This window comes from Tersicoccus mangrovi, assembly GCF_036881825.1.
Taxonomy (GTDB): domain Bacteria; phylum Actinomycetota; class Actinomycetes; order Actinomycetales; family Micrococcaceae; genus Tersicoccus; species Tersicoccus mangrovi.
This window is the reverse complement of sequence record NZ_JBAJMW010000003.1, coordinates 478,580-496,346: the sequence shown is the minus strand read 5'-3', so window position 1 is coordinate 496,346 and position 17,767 is coordinate 478,580. Positions and strand designations below refer to the sequence as shown.

The 17,767-nt window shown below is 72.1% G+C and carries 15 protein-coding genes; 8 read left to right on the top strand and 7 right to left on the bottom strand.

Going from position 1 to position 17,767, the window contains the following annotated elements:
- The coding region (locus V6N00_RS08450) for a helix-turn-helix domain-containing protein (RefSeq protein WP_465193008.1) at nucleotides 1-446 on the bottom strand (446 nt) is incomplete at its 3' end.
- A gap of 173 nt (nucleotides 447-619) precedes the next feature.
- Between V6N00_RS08450 and V6N00_RS08445 the strand changes: the two genes are divergently transcribed.
- From V6N00_RS08445 to V6N00_RS08420, 6 genes are all read left to right on the top strand, one after another.
- Nucleotides 620-1,939 carry a molybdopterin molybdotransferase MoeA gene (locus tag V6N00_RS08445; RefSeq protein WP_334231629.1) on the top strand — a complete coding sequence of 440 codons (1,320 nt, stop codon included), beginning with the start codon at nucleotides 620-622 and terminating at the stop codon, nucleotides 1,937-1,939.
- A 110-nt stretch (nucleotides 1,940-2,049) separates the two neighbouring features.
- Nucleotides 2,050-2,607, top strand: coding sequence for a dihydrofolate reductase family protein (locus V6N00_RS08440; protein ID WP_334231628.1), 558 nt, complete (start codon nucleotides 2,050-2,052; stop codon nucleotides 2,605-2,607).
- A 50-nt stretch (nucleotides 2,608-2,657) separates the two neighbouring features.
- Nucleotides 2,658-3,158 carry a cyclic pyranopterin monophosphate synthase MoaC gene (gene moaC, locus V6N00_RS08435; protein ID WP_334231627.1) on the top strand — a complete coding sequence of 167 codons (501 nt, stop codon included), beginning with the start codon at nucleotides 2,658-2,660 and terminating at the stop codon, nucleotides 3,156-3,158.
- A complete protein-coding gene (locus V6N00_RS08430) occupies nucleotides 3,155-3,712 on the top strand; it encodes a MogA/MoaB family molybdenum cofactor biosynthesis protein (protein ID WP_334231626.1) in 558 nt (185 codons plus the stop codon). Before moaC ends, V6N00_RS08430 begins: the two co-directional genes overlap by 4 nt.
- Nucleotides 3,702-4,139: a molybdenum cofactor biosynthesis protein MoaE gene (locus V6N00_RS08425; protein ID WP_334231625.1), complete on the top strand. Its 438-nt coding sequence runs from the start codon at nucleotides 3,702-3,704 to the stop codon at nucleotides 4,137-4,139. Before V6N00_RS08430 ends, V6N00_RS08425 begins: the two co-directional genes overlap by 11 nt.
- Nucleotides 4,140-4,271: 132 nt before the next feature.
- A complete protein-coding gene (locus V6N00_RS08420) occupies nucleotides 4,272-6,461 on the top strand; it encodes a catalase (protein WP_334231624.1) in 2,190 nt (729 codons plus the stop codon).
- Between the two features lie 166 nt (nucleotides 6,462-6,627).
- On the opposite strand, the gene V6N00_RS08415 is transcribed toward V6N00_RS08420, so the two are convergent.
- Nucleotides 6,628-7,812, bottom strand: a complete 1,185-nt coding sequence (locus V6N00_RS08415) for a zinc-dependent alcohol dehydrogenase (protein WP_334231623.1) — start codon at nucleotides 7,810-7,812, stop codon at nucleotides 6,628-6,630.
- Between the two features lie 300 nt (nucleotides 7,813-8,112).
- On the bottom strand, nucleotides 8,113-10,686 hold the full coding sequence (locus V6N00_RS08410; RefSeq protein ID WP_334231622.1) for an ATP-dependent Clp protease ATP-binding subunit: 2,574 nt from the start codon (nucleotides 10,684-10,686) through the stop codon (nucleotides 8,113-8,115).
- Between the two features lie 125 nt (nucleotides 10,687-10,811).
- On the opposite strand from V6N00_RS08410, the gene V6N00_RS08405 reads away from it, so the two are divergent.
- The gene (locus tag V6N00_RS08405) at nucleotides 10,812-11,444 is read left to right on the top strand and encodes a cyclase family protein (protein ID WP_334231621.1); all 633 of its coding nucleotides are present in this window, start codon (nucleotides 10,812-10,814) and stop codon (nucleotides 11,442-11,444) included.
- A gap of 51 nt (nucleotides 11,445-11,495) precedes the next feature.
- On the opposite strand, the gene V6N00_RS08400 is transcribed toward V6N00_RS08405, so the two are convergent.
- Nucleotides 11,496-14,270: a right-handed parallel beta-helix repeat-containing protein gene (locus V6N00_RS08400; RefSeq protein WP_334231620.1), complete on the bottom strand. Its 2,775-nt coding sequence runs from the start codon at nucleotides 14,268-14,270 to the stop codon at nucleotides 11,496-11,498.
- A gap of 185 nt (nucleotides 14,271-14,455) precedes the next feature.
- Here V6N00_RS08400 and V6N00_RS08395 point away from each other — a divergent pair, with 185 nt between their 5' ends.
- Nucleotides 14,456-14,752, top strand: a complete 297-nt coding sequence (locus V6N00_RS08395; protein WP_334231619.1) for a hypothetical protein — start codon at nucleotides 14,456-14,458, stop codon at nucleotides 14,750-14,752.
- Nucleotides 14,753-14,773: 21 nt separating this feature from the next.
- Here V6N00_RS08395 and V6N00_RS08390 read toward each other — a convergent pair whose 3' ends face one another.
- From V6N00_RS08390 to V6N00_RS08380, 3 genes are all read right to left on the bottom strand, one after another.
- Complete coding sequence (locus V6N00_RS08390; protein ID WP_334231618.1) at nucleotides 14,774-16,519, bottom strand: L,D-transpeptidase family protein; 1,746 nt, start codon at nucleotides 16,517-16,519, stop codon at nucleotides 14,774-14,776.
- Nucleotides 16,516-16,992: a hypothetical protein gene (locus V6N00_RS08385; protein WP_334231617.1), complete on the bottom strand. Its 477-nt coding sequence runs from the start codon at nucleotides 16,990-16,992 to the stop codon at nucleotides 16,516-16,518. The genes V6N00_RS08390 and V6N00_RS08385 overlap by 4 nt, the downstream gene beginning before the upstream one ends.
- A gap of 197 nt (nucleotides 16,993-17,189) precedes the next feature.
- Nucleotides 17,190-17,738 (bottom strand): hypothetical protein, encoded by a 549-nt coding sequence (locus V6N00_RS08380; RefSeq protein WP_334231616.1) that lies wholly within the window; start codon nucleotides 17,736-17,738, stop codon nucleotides 17,190-17,192.
- Between the last annotated feature and the right edge of the window lie 29 nt (nucleotides 17,739-17,767).

Sequence of the window (17,767 nt, the reverse complement as noted above, 5' to 3'; positions counted from 1 at the left end):
TTCGGCCGGGCCCTGGCCTGGTCGGCCCAGAACTGGGCCAGAACGGCACTGTAGTAGGTGTCGTCGTTGCCCCACCGCCCGTCCCGGGCGATCAGACTGTACCGGCCGAGCTCGCGGAAGACCGTGGACCGATGCACCCCCAGACCGGCAGCGATCCGGTCCGGAGAATGCTGCTGCGCGACGCCGATCTCGATCCGGACCCGCTCGGCCAGCTGCAGCCTTCTCCCGTGGCCCGAGGAGGTGCCGCAACCCTTCGCCGTCGGCGGCAGCACCACCGAGGACGGCGCGTCTGCATGATGTCGTCCCGATCGCAGCATGACGCCAGCCTGACCCAACCACCTCGACAGAATCGTCCGGCTGATCCCTGCGGCCGACGCCGCCACCATCGTCGTCGTCCCCGCCAACACATCCTCAATGACCCGCGCACGAAACGAAGCAGGCAACATCAGCAAACCCCTCTTCAGGAGTCGCACTCACCACCTGAAACGGCCGCCCGACGGTGACGTCGTCCGTCCACTCGGCGACGCGGTGGTCTCGAGTGGGCGGGTGATGCGTTCCCGCGGCCCGACGGTGACGTCGTCCGTCCACTCGGCGAGCGCCGCTCGGTACGCTCGATCCGATGACTCCTGACGCACCCGCCGACCCGGATCCCTGGCCGCACGCCGCCCGCACCGTCGCCCAGCACGCCGCCGCGGTGCTCGCGCTGTTCGACGGCGTCACGCTCGACGCGCAGACCGTGCCCCTGGCCGAGGCGGGCGGCCGCGTGCTCGCCGACGACGTCGTCGCCGACCTCGCGCTGCCGCCCTTCGCCAACGCCCAGATGGACGGGTACGCGGTGCGGGCGGCCGACCTGACACCCGCGCCCGACGGGGTAGTCATCCTGCCGCTCGCCGCCGCAGTGCCGGCCGGCGTCGCGCCGAGCCCGCTGCCGCCGGGGACGGCCGCGCCCATCATGACCGGGGCGATGATTCCGGACGGTGCCGACGCCGTCGTGCCCGTCGAGGAGTCCGACCCGGACCGCTTCCCCGACTGGGTCGGCGACGGACAGCCCCCGGCCGGGGCGCGCGTGCGCTTCATCGCCGCCGCGGCGTCCACCGCGACCGGCCGCTTCGTCCGCCCCGCCGGCTCGGACCTGGCGGTCGGCGCCACCGCCGTCACGGCCGGGACGCGGTTGACGCCGGCCGCGGTCGGCGTCCTCGCCGCGCTCGGGCGCCCGGACGTGACCGTCCGCCGCCCTTTGCGCGTCCTCCTCTACAGCACGGGCACCGAGGTGGTCGACCCCGGCACCGCGCTGCTGCCCGGTCAGATCCACGACGCCAACAGCGCCATCCTGCGCGCGGCGTTGAGCGCGTGCGGGGCCGACGTCGTCACCGCGCGCCTCGTCGCCGACGACCCGGACGCCCTGCTCACCACGCTCGCCGCGGACGTGCGGCAGGCCGCGCCCGACGTCGTCGTCAGCAGCGGCGGCATCAGCCGGGGCGCCTTCGAGGTGGTCAAGCAGGCGCTCGGCCGCCGCGGGGTCGCCTTCGGCCCGGTCGCGATGCAGCCGGGCGGCCCCCAGGGCGCGGGGCTGCTCGACGTCGACGGCGGCTCACTCCCGGTGCCGTTCCTCGCCTTCCCGGGCAACCCCGTCAGCACCCTGGTCTCGACCGAGATGTTCCTCCGGCCCGCGCTCGCCGCGCGTTTCGGTGCGCCTGCCCGCCCGCGGTTCCGAGCGCGGCTCGCCGAACCGGTGACGCCGCTGCCGGGGAAGCAGCAGATCCGCCGCGGTGTCCTGGTCGGAGACAGCGCTGACGAAGGGCCGTCGGTCCGCCTGTCCGGCGGCACCAGCTCGCACCTGCTGCACGCCGCCGCGACAGCCGACGTCCTCGTCCACCTGCCGCTGACCGCGCGGCCGCTGCCGGCCGGCATCGAGGTCACCGTCACGCCGCTCGACTGACACACCGGTGCATCCGCGCCGGGTCGCGCCGGCCTCGTGCATCCCTTGACGAGCTGACCGGGGTGGGGGAGGGTCGGGCAGCAGAACCCACCCCCGACGAAGGAGCCGACGTGGGCCACCTGATCTACTCCTCGATCGCCTCGCTCGACGGCTACACCGCCGACGCCGACGGCCGCTTCGACTGGGCCGCGCCGAGCGCGGCCGTGCACGCCTGTGTCAACGACCTCGAGCGCCCCATCGGCACCTACCTGTACGGGCGCCGGATGTACGAGACCATGCGGGTCTGGGAGACCGATGCCGACCTCGCCGCGGACTCCCCGGTCACGGCCGACTACGCGCGGATCTGGCAGGCCGCCGACAAGGTCGTCTACTCGACCACGCTCACCGACGTCGACACCACCCGCACCCGCCTCGAGCGCACCTTCGACACCGAGGCGGTGCGCACCCTCGTCGCCTCAGCCGAGAAGGATGTCTCCATCGGCGGCCCGCACCTGGCCGCGGCGGCGCTCGACGCCGGCCTCGTCGACGAACTGCAGGTGTGCCTCGTGCCGGTCGTCGTCGGCGGCGGCACGCCCTTCGCCCCGCCGGGCCTGCGCCGGCACCTCAGCCTGCTGGGCACCGAGCAGGTCGACGACGCCGTGTTCGTCCGGTACCGCGTCGAGCGCTGACGAGCCGGCGGGCTTCCGGAGCAGGGAGGGCCCCGTGAGACGATGACGACATGCCCGCAGGCGAGAACACCCCGGACCACGCCCCCACCCTGACGCACCTGCGCGCGGACGGCTCCGCCCACATGGTGGACGTCTCCGGCAAGGCCGAGACCACCCGCACCGCCGTCGCCGAGAGCGTGCTGCGCACGACCGCCGCGGTCCGCGACGCGATCATGGCCGGCTCGCTGCCCAAGGGCGACGCGCTCGCCGTCGCCCGCGTCGCCGGCATCATGGCCGCCAAGCAGACGCCGGCGCTCATTCCCCTGTGCCACCCGCTGCCGCTCGCGAAGGTCACGGTCGACTTCGCCCCGCTGGACGAGGACGCCGTCGCCGTCGAGGCCCGCGTGACGACACGCGGCGTCACCGGCGTCGAGATGGAGGCGCTGACCGCGGCGTCCGTCACCGCCCTGACCCTCTACGACATGATCAAGGCCGCCGACAAGCACGCGACCATCGAGCGCACCCGGGTGCTCGCCAAGTCCGGCGGCAAGAGCGGGGACTGGGTCCGATGAGCGACGACGTGACCGGCACCCCGACGCACACCCCCACGCCCGGCTCCGCCGACCCGCACCCCACGGACGCCGGCACCGCCCACCGGCACGCCGTCGTCATCGTCGCCTCGACCCGGGCCGCCGCCGGACAGGCGGAGGACACCACCGGCCCGGTCCTGGTCGGCTGGCTGCGCGACCGCGGATTCGCGGTGCCCGACCCGGTCGTCGTCGCCGACGGTGAACCCGTCCGGGACGCCCTGCTCGCTGCCCTCACCGGCCACCCGAGCGTCGTCGTCACCACCGGGGGCACCGGGCTGAGCCCCACCGACCACACCCCCGAGGTCACCGAGCCGCTGCTCGAGCGCCGCCTGCCCGGCCTCGTGCACGCGCTCGCGGCCCGTGGGGCCGAGTCGACGCCGACGGCGGTGCTCAGCCGCGGAGCCGCGGGCACGGTCGGTCGCACCTTCGTCGTCAACCTGCCGGGCTCCACCGGCGGGGTGCGGGACGGGATCGCCGTGCTCGACCCGATCCTCGACCACCTCTGCGGTCAGCTGGAGGGGCGGCATGAACACTGAGACCGACGCGAGCGTCGTCGTCCACGCCGAGGTCACCGACCGACCGCTGGACCTCGGGGCTCTGATCGCCGTCGCCGGTTCGGACCGCAGCGGCGCCGTCGTCAGCTTCAGCGGCGTGATCCGCAACCACGACGGCGGCCGCGACGTGCTCCGGCTCAGCTACTCGGCGCACCCCCAGGCCTCCGACGTCATCGCGCGGGTCGCCGACGACGTCGCCGCCGCGCACCCCGGGGTGCGGATCGCCGTCGCCCACCGCGTCGGGGACCTCGGCATCGGCGACGACGCGCTGATCGCCGCCGTCGCGGCCGCCCACCGGGCCGAGGCGTTCGCCGCATGCGAGGACCTGGTCGAGCGGGTCAAGGCGCAGGTGCCCATCTGGAAGCAGCAGTGGTTCCCCGGCGGCACGAGCGAGTGGGTCGGGCTGTAGCGCCAGGCTCTCTCTGGTGAAGGTGGGGCGGCGGCGTTAGGCTGGCAATTCATCAGGGTGCTTACCGATCGCGGTGGTGACGCTTCGGTCGGGACACCCGGAAATGGTGACCACCCGAGCCGAAGGAGCACCATGTCCGAGAACAACCTTCCCGGCGTCCCGACGTCCCAGCCCATCTCCTACGACGAGCCGACGACGCCGACCGATCCGCCCAAGCCCAAGCCGGACCAGGCCGGTCCGGCGAACGTCTCGGCCACCGGCGCCGACTACGGCGCGGCCCCCACGACCAACGCCCAGCAGGGCCGGCGGCTCACCAGCGCCGTCGGCGTCCCGCTGCGCAACACCGACCACTCCCTCACGGCCGGCCCCCGCGGGCCCATCCTCCTGCAGGACCAGCACTTCCGGGAGAAGATCTCCCACTTCGACCACGAGCGCATCCCCGAGCGCGTCGTCCACGCCCGCGGCGCTGCCGCCCACGGCGTGTTCGAGGCCAACGGCGCGGCCGAGAAGATCACCCGCGCCGCGTTCCTCAAGAAGGGCGTGCAGACGGACACCTTCGTCCGGTTCTCCACCGTCCTCGGCTCCCGAGGCTCGGCGGACACCGCCCGCGACACCCGCGGCTTCGCGACGAAGTTCTACACGACGGACGGCAACTACGACCTCGTCGGCAACAACATCCCCGTCTTCTTCATTCAGGACGCGATCAAGTTCCCCGACATCATCCACGCCGGCAAGCCGCACCCGGATCGGGAGATCCCGCAGGCCCAGAGCGCACACGACACGTTCTGGGACTTCGTCTCGCTCCACACCGAGGGCCAGCACCACACCATCTGGAACATGTCCGACCGTGGCATCCCCCGCTCCCTGCGCACCATGGAGGGCTTCGGCATCCACACGTTCCGGCTGGTCAACGACGCCGGTGAGACGACGCTCGTGAAGTTCCACTGGAAGCCGAAGCTCGGCGTGCACTCCACGACGTGGGAGGAGGCGCAGATCGCCGGCGGCACCGACCCGGACTTCCACCGCCGCGACCTCGCCGACGCCATCGAGGCCGGCGCGTACCCGCAGTGGGACTTCGGGGTGCAGACGTTCCCCGACACCGAGGACCAGATGTTCGAGGGCATCGACCTGCTCGACCCCACGAAGATGGTGCCCGAGGAGCTCGCACCCGTGCAGATCATCGGCACGATGACGCTGAACCGGAACCCGATCAACTACTTCGCCGAGACCGAGCAGGTCATGTTCAACCCGGCGAACCTCGTGCCCGGCATCGACGTCACCTACGACCCGCTGCTGCAGGGCCGGCTGTTCTCCTATCAGGACACCCAGCTGACCCGGCTCGGTGGGCCGAACTTCCAGCAGATCCCCATCAACCGGCCGCACGCTCCGGTCAACGACATGCTGCGGGACGGGTTCCACCAGGCCGGCGTTCACGGTGGCGTCGCGGCGTACCACCCGAACTCGCTGGACGGGAACAACCCGCTGCCGACCCCTCCGGAGGAGGGCTCCTACATCGAGGTGCCTCAGCGGTTCGAGGCGGTGACGGACCGGAAGAAGGCCGCCACCTTCGACGACCACTTCAGCCAGGCCGGTCTCTTCTACCGGTCCCTGACCCCGGTCGAGCAGGAGCACGTGATCAGCGCGTACACGTTCGAGCTCTCCAAGTGCTGGGACGAGACCATCCGCAAGCGGCAGCTGCAGGCCCTGGCCAACATCGACGCGACGCTGTGCAGCGAGGTGGCCACCGGGCTCGGACTGGACGCGCCGTCGCCCACCGAGCCGGTCGAGGACACGGCCACCAGCCCCGCCCTGTCGCAGGTGGGTGGCGAGTGGCCGGTGGACGGCCGGCAGGTCGGCATCGTCGTCGACGGCAGCAGCGATTTCTCCGCGGTCAGCAGCATGCGGTCCGCGCTGCTCGGCGCGGGCGTCGTGCCGCTCGTCGTGGCACCGACCGCGGGAAAGATCGGCGACGGTGTCGTGGCCAACCGGACCTGGGCCAACGCCTCCTCGGTCGAGTTCGACGCCGTGATCCTCACGACGGCGGCCGCCCCGGCTCCGGACGCGCGGACCGCCCGGGACGCCAAGGCCGGCCAGAACGCTGGACCCGGCGTCGACCCGCGCATCGACAAGCTGCTCGGTGAGGCGTGGCGGCACGCCAAGGCGATCGCGGCGCTTCCCGACGCGGAGAGCACCCTGACGGCGGCCGGGGTCGACGCGGGAGCTCCCGGCGTCATCGTCGGCGCCGCAGGCGACCTCGGCACGGGCGTGCTCGCGGCCCTCGCCAAGCACCGGGCCTGGGAGCGGTTCCCCGCGTCCGTGTGACCGGGTGACGCGCGTGAGCGCATGAAGAAGGGGCCGGATCCGTGTGGATCCGGCCCCTTCTCGTTTCCTCCACCGAGGCCAGGGAGTTCCCCGGCGAAGAGTCTGTGCGCTCACACCCCGCGCGGCCGAGCTGTGCGCTCACACCCCGCGCGGCCGAGCTGTGCGCTCACACGCCGCGCGGCTTGAGCACGACCTTGATGCAGTTGTCGTCCTTGTGCTGGAAGGTCTTGTACAGGTCCGCGGCGTCGTCCAGCGTGCCGGTGTGCGTGGTCAGGTCCTTCACACCCAGCGGATCGGAGGAGTCCGAGACCAGCGGCATCAGCGTGTCCGTCCAGCGGCGCACGTTGGCCTGACCCATCCGCAGGTTCACCTGCTTGTCGAACATCATCATCATGTTCATCGGGTCCTTCGCGCCGCCGTAGACGCCGGAGATCGAGACGGTGCCGCCGCGGCGCACGGTGTCGATCGCCGTGTGCAGTGCCGTCAGCGTGTCCACGCCGATCGTCTCCGTCGCCTTCTGGGCGAGCTTGTCCGGCAGCAGCCCGGCGACGTTCTGCATCGTCCGGGCCAGCGGTGCGTCGTGCGCCTCCATTCCGACCGCGTCGACGACGCCGTCCGGGCCGCGACCGTAGGTCTCGTCGCGGATCTGCGCGGCGACGTCGTCACCCCACGGGATGGTCTTCACGCCGTGCCGCTCGGCCATGGCGCGCCGTTCCGCCTCAGGTTCGACCGCGATCACCTGGTAGCCCCGGTGCACGCCGATCCGCGCGGCGAACTGGCCCACCGGCCCCAGGCCGAACACGACCAGGGTGCCGCCCTCGGGCACGTTCGCGTACTCCACGCCCTGCCACGCCGTGGGCAGGATGTCGGAGAGGAAGAGGTACTGCTCGTCGGGCCCGTCGGACGGGATCTTCTGGGCACCGTAGTCCGCGTGCGGGACGCGCAGGTACTCGGCCTGCCCGCCCGGCACCGAGCCGTACAGCTGGGAGAAGCCGAGCAGCGCGGCGCCGGTGCCCTGCTCGCGCACCTGGGTCGTCTCGCACTGGGACTGGAGGCCGTTGGTGCACATCCAGCAGTGGCCGCAGGAGATGTTGAAGGGGATGACGACGCGGTCGCCGACGGAGAGGTTGGTGACCGCCGAGCCGACCTCGCGCACGATGCCCATCGGCTCGTGGCCGAGGATGTCGCCGGGCTTCATGTACGGCCCGAGCACCTCGTACAGATGCAGGTCGGAACCGCAGATGGCCGTCGAGGTCACCTCGATGATCGCGTCGGTGGGCTGCTGGATGACCGGGTCCGGCACCGTCTCGGTCGAGACCTTGCGCTTGCCCTGCCAGGTGACTGCCTTCACGTCGTCCTCCTCGTTCGTCGGATCGGCCCTCGTGGGACCGCGTGCGGGTCGATCCTCAGCATACTGAGTAAGGTGGGGTCGGCGCGACCCGGGCGTCGGCGGTGGCTCTGATGACGGCGGTCCCGGAGCAAGGGCTACATCGAGTGGGGCGCGAGTGACGGATGTGCAGTCGATGCCGTCACAGCAGTCCCACGGGTCACACTCGCTGTGGTGGTCGCACCGCGAGCGTGCGTAACCCGACCCCGGACACGCGAGAGGCCGGCCGGGAGATCCCGGTCGGCCCTCGTGTGGACGGCTGCCTCAGGCGGCCAGCGGCGCCTCCACCCGCGCGGGGGAGACCGTCAGATCGCCGTCCGCGACGCCCACGACGGCAGTGCCGCCTACGTGCAGCGACCCGGCGACCAGCAGATCGGCGACGGCGTCGTCGACGTGGCGCTGGATCGTCCGGCGCAGTGGGCGGGCGCCGTACTCGGGCTCGTACCCGGCGTCGGCGAGCCAGCCGATCGCGTCCGGCTCGACCGTCAGGGTGATGCCCTGAGCGCTCAGCCGAGCCCGGGTCCGGTCCAGCTGCAGCTCGACGATGGAGCGCAGCTGGTCCTTCTCCAGCTTGCGGAACAGCACGATGTCGTCGATCCGGTTGATGAACTCGGGCCGCATGGTCTCCCGCAGCCGGCCCATCACCCGGGCGCGCAGCTCATCCTCGGAGCCGAACCCGTCGGCGTTGCCGGTGTGGAAGCCGAGCGCGCCGCCCTTGCTCGCGAGGAACTCCGAGCCGACGTTGGACGTCATCACCACGACCGTGTTGCGGAAGTCCACGGTGCGGCCCTGACCGTCGGTCAGGCGGCCGTCGTCGAGCACCTGCAGCAGCAGGTTGAACACGTCCGGGTGCGCCTTCTCGACCTCGTCGAGCAGGATCACCGAGTAGGGGTTCCGGCGGACCTTCTCCGTCAACTGCCCGGCCTCGTCGTAGCCGACGTACCCCGGAGGGGCGCCGACCAGCCGGCTGACGGTGTGCCGCTCGCCGAACTCGCTCATGTCGAGGCGGATCATCGCGGACTCGTCGCCGAACAGGGACGCGGCCAGCGCCTTGGTCAGCTCGGTCTTGCCGACGCCGGTCGGGCCGAGGAACAGGAAGCTGCCCACGGGCCGGTCCGCGTCACCCATGCCGGTGCGGTTGCGGCGCACGGCGCGGGCGATGGCGGTGACGGCGTCGTCCTGGCCGATGACCCGCTCGTGCAGGTCGGCCTCCAGGTGGGACAGCCGGGACCGGTCGTCCTCGGTCAGGCGCGCGGCGGGGATGCCGGTGGCGCGGGAGATGATCGCCGCGATCAGGTCCTCGTCCACGGTGCGGCCGGAATCAGCAGCGCCGTCAGCCGTGCCGGCCGCGTGCTTCGCGGACAGCTCGGCGTCGGCCACCTTGCCCTTGGCGATCTCGACGGCGTCGCGCAGCGAGGATGCCTCCTCGTAGCGCTCGTCCGCCACGGCGTCCTCCTTCTCGGCCTCCAGCCGGGCGACCTCGGTGCGCAGGGCGTCGACGTCGACGGCGGGGCCGTGGCGCAGGCTCAACCGCGCGCCGGCCTGGTCGATCAGGTCGATCGCCTTGTCCGGCAGGTACCGGTCGGTGACGTAGCGGTGGGACATCGTCACGGCGGCGCGCAGGGCGGCGTCCGTGTAGGTGACCCCGTGGTGCTGCTCGTAGCGGTCCTTCAGCCCGGCCAGGATGAGCACGGCGTCCTCGACGCTCGGCTCCCCGACGGTGACGGGCTGGAAGCGGCGCTCCAGGGCCGGGTCCTTCTCGATCTTCCGGTACTCGCCCAGGGTCGTCGCACCGATCAGGTGCAGCTCGCCGCGGGCCAGCTTCGGCTTGAGGATGTTGCCGGCGTCCATGCCGCCCTCGGAGCCGCCACCGGCGCCGACGACGGTGTGCAGCTCGTCGATGAAGACGATGACGCCGTCCTTCTCCGCCGCGATCTCGTCGAGCGTCTTCGTCAGGCGCTCCTCGAAGTCACCGCGGTAGCGGGTGCCGGCGATCATGCCGGGCAGGTCGAGGGAGATGACGCGCTTGCCGGCCAGCTGGGCGGGCACCTCGTCGGCAGCGATGGCCTGGGCCAGGCCCTCGACGACGGCGGTCTTGCCGACGCCGGCCTCGCCGATGAGCACCGGATTGTTCTTGGTGCGGCGCGCGAGGATCTCGATGGCCTGCTCGATCTCGTCGGCACGGCCGATCACCGGGTCGAGCTCGCGGTTGTGGGCGCGCTCGGTCAGGTCGGTGCCGTACTTGGCGAGCATCGACTCGCCGTTCGCTCCGGCACCCTGCGGAGCCTGGGCGCCCTGTTGACGGGCGGCCTCCTCGGCTCCGGCCTGCTGCAGGGACTGCGGCGTGATGCCGGCACCGGTGAGGATCTGACCCGCGGGGGCGTCCTGGTTGAGGACGAGCGCGAAGAAGACGTGCTCGGGGTCGATGTAGGTGGAGCCGAACGAGCGGGCCACCTGGTACGCGTCCAGCAGCACGCGCTGGGCGGAATGGGTGAGGGACGGGGTCGCGTCCACCGGGCCGTCGGTCTTCTCCGGCAGCCGGGCATCGATGGCGCGCACGACGTCGGCGGGGTCCGTGCCGAGGTGGCGCAGACCCTCGCTGATCTCGTCCCGCTGGACCATGACGCGCAGCAGGTGCAGGGCGTCGACGTCGTGGTGGCCGTGCTCGGCGGCGAACCGGACGGCACTGGCGACCACGTCGTGGGTGCGGCGGGAGAGCAGGCGGGTGAGGTCGACCGGCCGCCCCGCGCGGGACGACCGCTGGCCCTGCAGGTACTGGGCCAGGAAGTCCTCGAACGATCCACTACCGGCGGCGGCGGGTCCGAAGAACGTGGGCATGGATTCCTCCTGATGAACCGAAGTTGAGTTCACTCGTATCAACGTCGTGTTTCCGAGGATATTCCGTGCGGCGTGAAAAGTTGAGCGGAGGCGACTCAGATCACGGTCCGCGGCAGACTGAGGGAATGATCGTGGACCTCACGCTGCCCGTCCGTGCCGGGATGACCGTCGTCCCGGGCGATCCCGAGGTGCGGGTGCGGCCGGCGCTCACCGTGCCGGAGGACGGCGTCGCGGTCACGGCCCTCGAGCTGGGCTCGCATACGGGCACGCACGTCGACGCCCCGGCCCACCTGATCCCCGGTGGCCGCACCGTCGATCGCGTCGATCCGGCCGAGCTCGTCGGGGAGGCGCTCGTACTACGGGTCGAGGCGGTGATGCCGGGCGAGTCGATCACCGTGGACCGGCTCGGGGCCCTGCCGTCGAGGGTCCCGCCGATCGTGCTCGTGGCGACGGGCTGGGACCGCCACGTCGGGGAACCCCTCGCCCTCCGTCACCCGGTGCTCGCCGAGGACGCGGTGAGGACGCTGATGGACCGGGGGATGCACGTGCTGGGCGTCGACACCCTCAGCCCGGACCCGACTCTGCAGGACGCCCCGCTCGCACTGCCCGTCCACGCCGCGGTGCTGGGCGCGGACGGGCTGATCGTCGAGAACCTCGCGAGGCTGACCGAGCTGCCCGCCCGCGTGCGCGTCGGCATCCTCCCGCTGCTGCTGGACGGCGGTGACGCGGCGCCCGTGCGGGCGGTCGCGTGGACCTGATCCCCGGGGTCAGGTCCACGCGCGCCATCCGCGTCCGTCAGCGGTGCCGGCTCAGGGCCGGGGCAGGGCGCCGAGGTTCCGGCTGCCCGACGCACTGACGCCGAGGGCGGCGGCGACGTCGGCCGGCAGGCTTCCCGCGAGCTTGCCGCCGCCAGCCGCCGGAGTGAGAGCGTAGTTCCCGGTGCCGACAGCCGGCATCACAGAATCGGCCGCGCCGACCAGCCAGGTCGACCGTGACTCGAAGCCGCCGTAAGTGCTGGCGAATCGCGCGCGGTCAGCGGCCTTGAAGTAGTCGACCGCAGACGCGAGTCCGTTGCGCCAGGCCATGAACAGTGGGTCGGCTCCCGCGCGGGAGACGACCAGGTTGTCGTCGAAGGCGCTGAAGTACTGGGACGGCATGGTGTTCGATGGTGACACGCTGACGTTCCCGTCCGGATTCACGGCATACGCCATGTGGTCGGAATCCGCGATGACGTTGTACTTCACCTCGACGTTGCGCACATCCGGGCCACAATCCGTGATCCCGTTCAGGCCCTGCGTACGGGCGTCGTCGTAGACCCGGATCGGCACGTCCCTGTGGATGTGGACGAGCGTGTTCTGGTAGATCTTCGTGTTCGCGGAGGTCACCTGGATGCCGGCGGCGGCGCCGTCCACGATGTTGCCGGCGATCAACCCCGTGTCCGAGACCTCGTGGAACAGTCCGATGCCCCCGACGTTGCGGATGGTGTTGTAGGTGTACGTGCCATTCCGGCACAGTGAGTCGCACCACAATCCACTGGCATTGCCGCCGCTGTTCTCCACCAGGTTCCCGGTCAGGAGGAACTTCTGGATGTGAGCCAGCTTCACGGCAGCCTGACCGCAGGAGAGGGTGCAGCCGACGCCGAGGTTCTCCCACACGTTGTGGTTGAACACGTTGTCGGCCACGGTGAAGTCGGAGTCGCGGCCTGCCCTCGAGTCACCGTTTGCGCCGAGAGGCGTGTCACCGTTCCAGGCGAACACCGTGCGTGCGACCCGGGTGGAGGGCTGTGGAGTGCTGAAGTCGAGCCCGGCGGCGGAGTTGAACGAGAATGCAGTGTTCTCGACGGTCGTGGTGCCGTTGCCGATGTAGACCGCGCCGGCACTGATGCCGTCGTTGGCGTTGCTGCCGTACCGCCGCACGCCGATGCCCTTGATGCCCCACGTGACTCCGGTGCCCGCGGTGGTGCCGAGGATCAGCGCCTTGGGACGAGCGGTGAGCTCGACGACGTGGCCGGTCGGATCGGTGCCGAGGGAGAGGGTGCGGGCCGTCCAGTCGTAGTAGAACGTGCCGGGCCGCAGGCTCGTGGCGTGAGCCACCTGGGTCTGCGGGACGCCGTCGATGAAGGCCTGCTGGGGGTCCGACGGCAGCGTGTCACCGGCACCGACGACGGCGAAGTCCTTGTGAGCGCAGGGACCGGAGTTGTCGGCGTTCTGAGCGAGAGGTGCGGCGTCGTAGTAGTGGCCGGCGCAGAAGGTCGGTGTAGACCATGGCGTCGTCCAGCCGGCGTCGGTCTTGACGAAGCGGTCGGTCGCGACGACATCGGACCCGTCCAGCCACGGCTGTTCGTGCGGGTAGGCCTGGAGGGTGAGGGCCTTGCCGTTGATCTTCGGAGCCGTGCCCGGACCCCCTTGCGTGTAGGCGTCGCGGTAGGTGCCACCGCGCAGCACGATGGTGCCGCCCGTGGGCACGATGCTGATCGCCCGGTTGAGGGTCTGCACCGGGGCGCCGACCGAGGTCCCGGCGTTGGCGTCACTGCCCTGCGGGGACATGAAGACGGCGCCGGTGGGGACGGTGTAGGCGGTGTCGGGAATGCGCGTGCCCGTGTCGTCCAGACCGGAGACGGCGGCCGAGAGGGTCACGGGGGCCGCGGTGGCGGTGGGTGTGGCGGTTGGAGTCGGGGTCGCGGTGACCGTGGGGACCGGTGCGGCGGTGGGCGTGGGCGTGGCGGTGACCGTGGGGACCGGGGTGGCGGTGACCGTCGGGACCGGCGCCGGGGCGACGGTCGGCGTCGGCGTCGGCGTCGGGCTCGGCGACGGCGCCTTGGTGGGCGTCGGGGTGGGCGTGGGCGACGGTGCCTTCGTGGGCGTCGGCGTCGGGCTGGGGGCCTTGGTGGGCGTCGGACTGGGGGACGGTGCCTTCGCCGGGGCCACTGCGATCGGGGTGGTCGCCGCGGTGGTGATCGGGGCGGCCCAGAAGGGGGTGCCCACCCGCTTCCACGTGTGGGTGGCCAGGTAGGTGGCGAGCGCGGTGTTCCGGACGGCGATGCGGTGGTGACGTCCGGTGCTGTCGGCGTACTCGTCGACCGCGACCTGGCAGGTGTCCACCTGGGCCGGTGTCGCGTAGAAGTTCACGCCCTGGTCGACGTACCCCTGGCTCTTCAGCTTCGTGATGGCGGTGGCGTCCAGGGACCAGCGGAAGTCGTTGATGCCGCCGGACTTGTAGAGCCGGTGCACGGGCTTGGTGCTCGTCGCTGCGGTGACGGCGGCGCGCACCACCGTGCCGCGGTTCTGGACGAAGCCGTTGCGCGTGATGGACAGCAGCGACTCGCTCTGCCACCGGGTCAGCAACGACGTCCCGCTCTTCGGATTGTCCGTCTGGAACACCGGCGTCGTCATCGCCCGGCACACGACACCCGTCCGGGCGATCGTCGTCGTCACCGCCTGGGCGCCGGAGGCCGTGGGGACGATCCCGGCCAGGACGAGGGCGCCGAGGACGAAGGTCACGGGCAGGCGACGGCGGGAGCGGCGCCGGGGGCTGACGACGTCACGGGAGACGGCGCCGGGGGAGACAGCAGAATGCTGAGGCATGGGTCACCTTCGATGGGTCACTCACGGCGCGATCGGCCGGACGCAGGGGACTGTCGACCGGCGGAACGACGCGGAAAGACGGCTTTTTGGTCACGTTTCAGTAACGTCCTCTGACCTGCGCATTCACCGTGGCTGAGTAGGCTGGGGCGAGGAATTCCGACCCGCCGTCCTCAGGAGAATCACCCGTGAACGTGCTCGTTCCCACCGCCATGACCGCCACCGGACTGTTCGGCGGATACGCCGCCGCGCGCCTCAGCGGGGTCCGCGCCGTCGGCGGCGTCGTCCTCGCCGCGGCGGGTGCTGCCGCTTTCGCCGGATGGAAGAAGAACGCCGGCACCGGTCGCGCGATCGCGCTGACGACCGTGTACCTCGCGGCGTTCGGCGGGTCCCACCCCCTCGCCAAGCGGCTCGGTGCGTGGCCGTCCGTCGCCACGGTCGCCGGGGCGACGGCGGTCGCCTCGCTCGTCGCCGGCCGCCGCTGACCGTCCAGACCTCCGGATCCGTCAGCGGAAGATCGCCGACGCCACGCCCATGATGATGCGGTCCCCGGGGGTCGACTTGCGGATGTAGTCCACGACGGCCCAGTCGTCCAGGGAGATGCAGCCGGCCGTGGGCACTTTGTTCTCGTGGAGGAAGATGGCGAAGCCGGCGTCCTGCACGATGGTCGGGCGGTTGTAGTCGATGACGACGCCCTCGCGATAGTCGTGCGTGGGCCGCGTGGCGAAATACCACATGTTCTCGTCCCACCCGACCCAGTCCGTGGACTCGTGGTACCGGTTGTAGGTGGGTGTCCACGGGTTGCCGCCCCAGCGGGACTGCGGGTCGAGGAGCTGGTACGCGAGCTTCGTGCCCGGATTGCCGAGCCCGAACGCCTGGTTCACCGTGTACGAACCGGTCGGCGAGAACTCGTAGCGCGTGGGGCCCGAGGGCACCCCCGGTGGCTTGAAGCCCTGGCTGCCGACGTAGGCGTCGGTGCGCCAGTCCAGCACCCAGGTGCCGACGATCCTCTGGCAGTAGACGGCCGTCGCGTGCGACTGCTGGTAGGCGGCGGTGAAGGCGAGCAGGACCCGGCTCGCGGTGCCCGTGGAGTAGCGGGAGCGACCATCGTTCAGGTTCTCGCACTCGCTTGCGGCGTGCGTGGTGGCGGTCGAACCGGCGGACCAGCTGAGGTAGCCGTGGGCGAAGTGCTGCAGGCAGGACGACGAGGCGCAGCGCTCACCGGCCACCGGGTAGCCCAGCCAGGACGCCGGGCCGACGAGCCGGAGGTAGCTGATCAGGATGGCGCCGCGCACGACGCGCGCGCCGCTGCTGGGGGACCAGTACACCCGGCCGCCCTGGAACTGCTGGAAGCAGCCGCCGCCGACCTGACCGCACGTCTCGCCGCTGTTCGGGTACTGCAGCACGCCGCGGGGGCCGCTGGTGGCGGCATACAGGGCGCCGATCGCCCCGTGGACGACGCGCGTGCCCGCCGCGGGGGACCAGACGATGCGTCCGCGCTGGAACTGCTGGGAGCAGCCGCCCGCGGGCAGGTCGCAGGCCTCGTTCGAGGTGGGGTATCCGAGGGTGCGGTCGGCGCCGAGGGCGAACCACGCGGGGCCGGTGTGACCCGAGCGCGACAGCACCGCCCACGCCCGGCCGGTGCCGAGGGCGATCACGCGGCCGCCGGCGAAGTCCTGCCGGATGCCGGTGGTGAATCGGACGGCAGCGGCCCGAGGGGCACCGAGGACGCCCCTGGCGCCACCGAAGGTGGACCAGGTGGTGGCGATCGCGCCGGTGACGGGGATGGACGGGACGGGCTTCGGGGTGGGTGCCGGTGTCGGCTTCGGGCTCGGCGAGGCGGTCGGCGCCGGGGACGACGTCGGAGACGGGGAGGGGGCCGGCGTCGTGGGGGCTGCGGTGGGCGACGGGCTGCTCGTCGCGGTGGCCGTGGCCGTCGGGCTGGTGCTGGAGGCCGGGTCGGTGGTCGGGGCGGTGGTGGGGTCCGTGGTCGGCGTCCCGGGGTCCGGTGCGACGGTCGGGTCGGGGGTGGAGGTCGCGGTCGGGTCGCTCGTCGGGACGGCCGTCGGATCCGGCGACGTCGTCGGGTCGGGTGACGCCGTGGCCGTCGGGTCGGCGGACGCCGTGCTGGTGGCGGTCGGGTCGGGCAGAGGCTCGGCCAGTGCGGGGGAGAGGCCGGTTGTGAGAAGGCTGACGAGCAGGACGCCGAGGGAGAGGGTTCCCGCGGCCCGACGCAGGCGGAGCGGGCTCATGCCGCTGCCTCCGCCGAGACGACGGTCTGGCACGCCGCGTCGCCGGGCACGGTCGCGAAGTGGGTGGAGATCACGGTGCGCTGGGCGCCGGCCGGCACCGTCACCGTCGTCAGGCCGTGGCCGAGGACGGAGGCGCCGCGGGTGATCGCGAGGGCCACGGTGTAGACCCGGGCGGACGTGCCGCTGTTGTGCACGGTCCCGTGGAAGGACCAGGTGCCGGCGGCGTCGGCCGTGCAGGACGCGCCGTGCAGCGCGGACGTGGCGTCCGCGCTCGCCCCGGGCAGCGGCACCGCGGCGGACGTCCGCACGCTGTCGGCCGCGCCGGCGGAACCCGTGGTGGTCGGCGTGCCGGTGGCGCTCGCGGTGGAGGGTCCGGTGGCCGCAGGTGATATCGCGGTCGCTGCGGGGCTGGTGCAGCCCGCGCAGATCAGGCCGGCGGCGATCATCGCCGCCGGGATCCACTGTCGTGGCACGGTGTCCCCTGTTCCGCGGCTCGCTGTCCGCCCCTGTGGTGGTGGCACGCAGGGTGCCGTTGTCCGGACCATCGACACGGTCGTGGCAGCCGTAAGTCGACCGCACCGGCGCCGCGGCACGCGGTGGACGACCCGAGTGCGGGCATGCGTGAGGGGCGCCGCTGCCGGTGGCAGCGACGCCCCTCAGGCGTGATGCGTCAGCGGTGGGCGGCCGGAGAGACGGTACCGGGCTTCTTCGGCGTCGGCTTGACCGGAACGGTCTTCTTCGGGCCCGGCACGGGCTTGGCCGGGTGGGCCGGCTTCGCCGGGTGAGCCGGGTGGACGGGGTGCACCGGCTTGGCCGGGTGCACCGGCTTGGCCGGGTGGGTCGGGTGCACCGGGACCGGCAGGGCCGTCGGTCGACCGGTCTCGGTCGGCTCGGGCGATGGGGTCTGGGTCGGCTCGGCCGTCGGCGCGGTGGTGGTCGGCGCGGCCGTCGGGTCCGCGGTCGGGGCGGTGGTGGTCGGGTCGGCGCTGACGGTCGGATCGGCGGTAGCGGTGTCGGTCGGGGTGGCCGTCGCCGTATCGGTGGCTGTGGCGGTATCCGTCGGGGTGGGATCGGCGGTCGCGCTGGTGGTGACCGTCGGGGTCGGGTCGGCGGCGAGGGCCGGGCTCACCGCGCCGATGACGGTGATGCCGGCGAGAACCGCGCCCACCGACACCGTGGCGATCGTGCGGCGCAGGGCCGGAACCGAGTGTCGTTCCATGATGACTCCCTTCCGCGGAACTGACCCGC

Coding starts and splice junctions, on each gene's coding strand:
- V6N00_RS08380 (WP_334231616.1), bottom strand. CDS start 17,738: ATGGAACGACACTCGGTTCCGGCCCTGCGCCGCACGATCGCCACGGTG.
- V6N00_RS08390 (WP_334231618.1), bottom strand. CDS start 16,519: ATGAGCCCGCTCCGCCTGCGTCGGGCCGCGGGAACCCTCTCCCTCGGC.
- V6N00_RS08405 (WP_334231621.1), top strand. CDS start 10,812: ATGATCGTGGACCTCACGCTGCCCGTCCGTGCCGGGATGACCGTCGTC.
- V6N00_RS08410 (WP_334231622.1), bottom strand. CDS start 10,686: ATGCCCACGTTCTTCGGACCCGCCGCCGCCGGTAGTGGATCGTTCGAG.
- moaC (WP_334231627.1), top strand. CDS start 2,658: ATGCCCGCAGGCGAGAACACCCCGGACCACGCCCCCACCCTGACGCAC.
- V6N00_RS08400 (WP_334231620.1), bottom strand. CDS start 14,270: ATGCCTCAGCATTCTGCTGTCTCCCCCGGCGCCGTCTCCCGTGACGTC.
- V6N00_RS08420 (WP_334231624.1), top strand. CDS start 4,272: ATGTCCGAGAACAACCTTCCCGGCGTCCCGACGTCCCAGCCCATCTCC.
- V6N00_RS08445 (WP_334231629.1), top strand. CDS start 620: ATGACTCCTGACGCACCCGCCGACCCGGATCCCTGGCCGCACGCCGCC.
- V6N00_RS08430 (WP_334231626.1), top strand. CDS start 3,155: ATGAGCGACGACGTGACCGGCACCCCGACGCACACCCCCACGCCCGGC.
- V6N00_RS08425 (WP_334231625.1), top strand. CDS start 3,702: ATGAACACTGAGACCGACGCGAGCGTCGTCGTCCACGCCGAGGTCACC.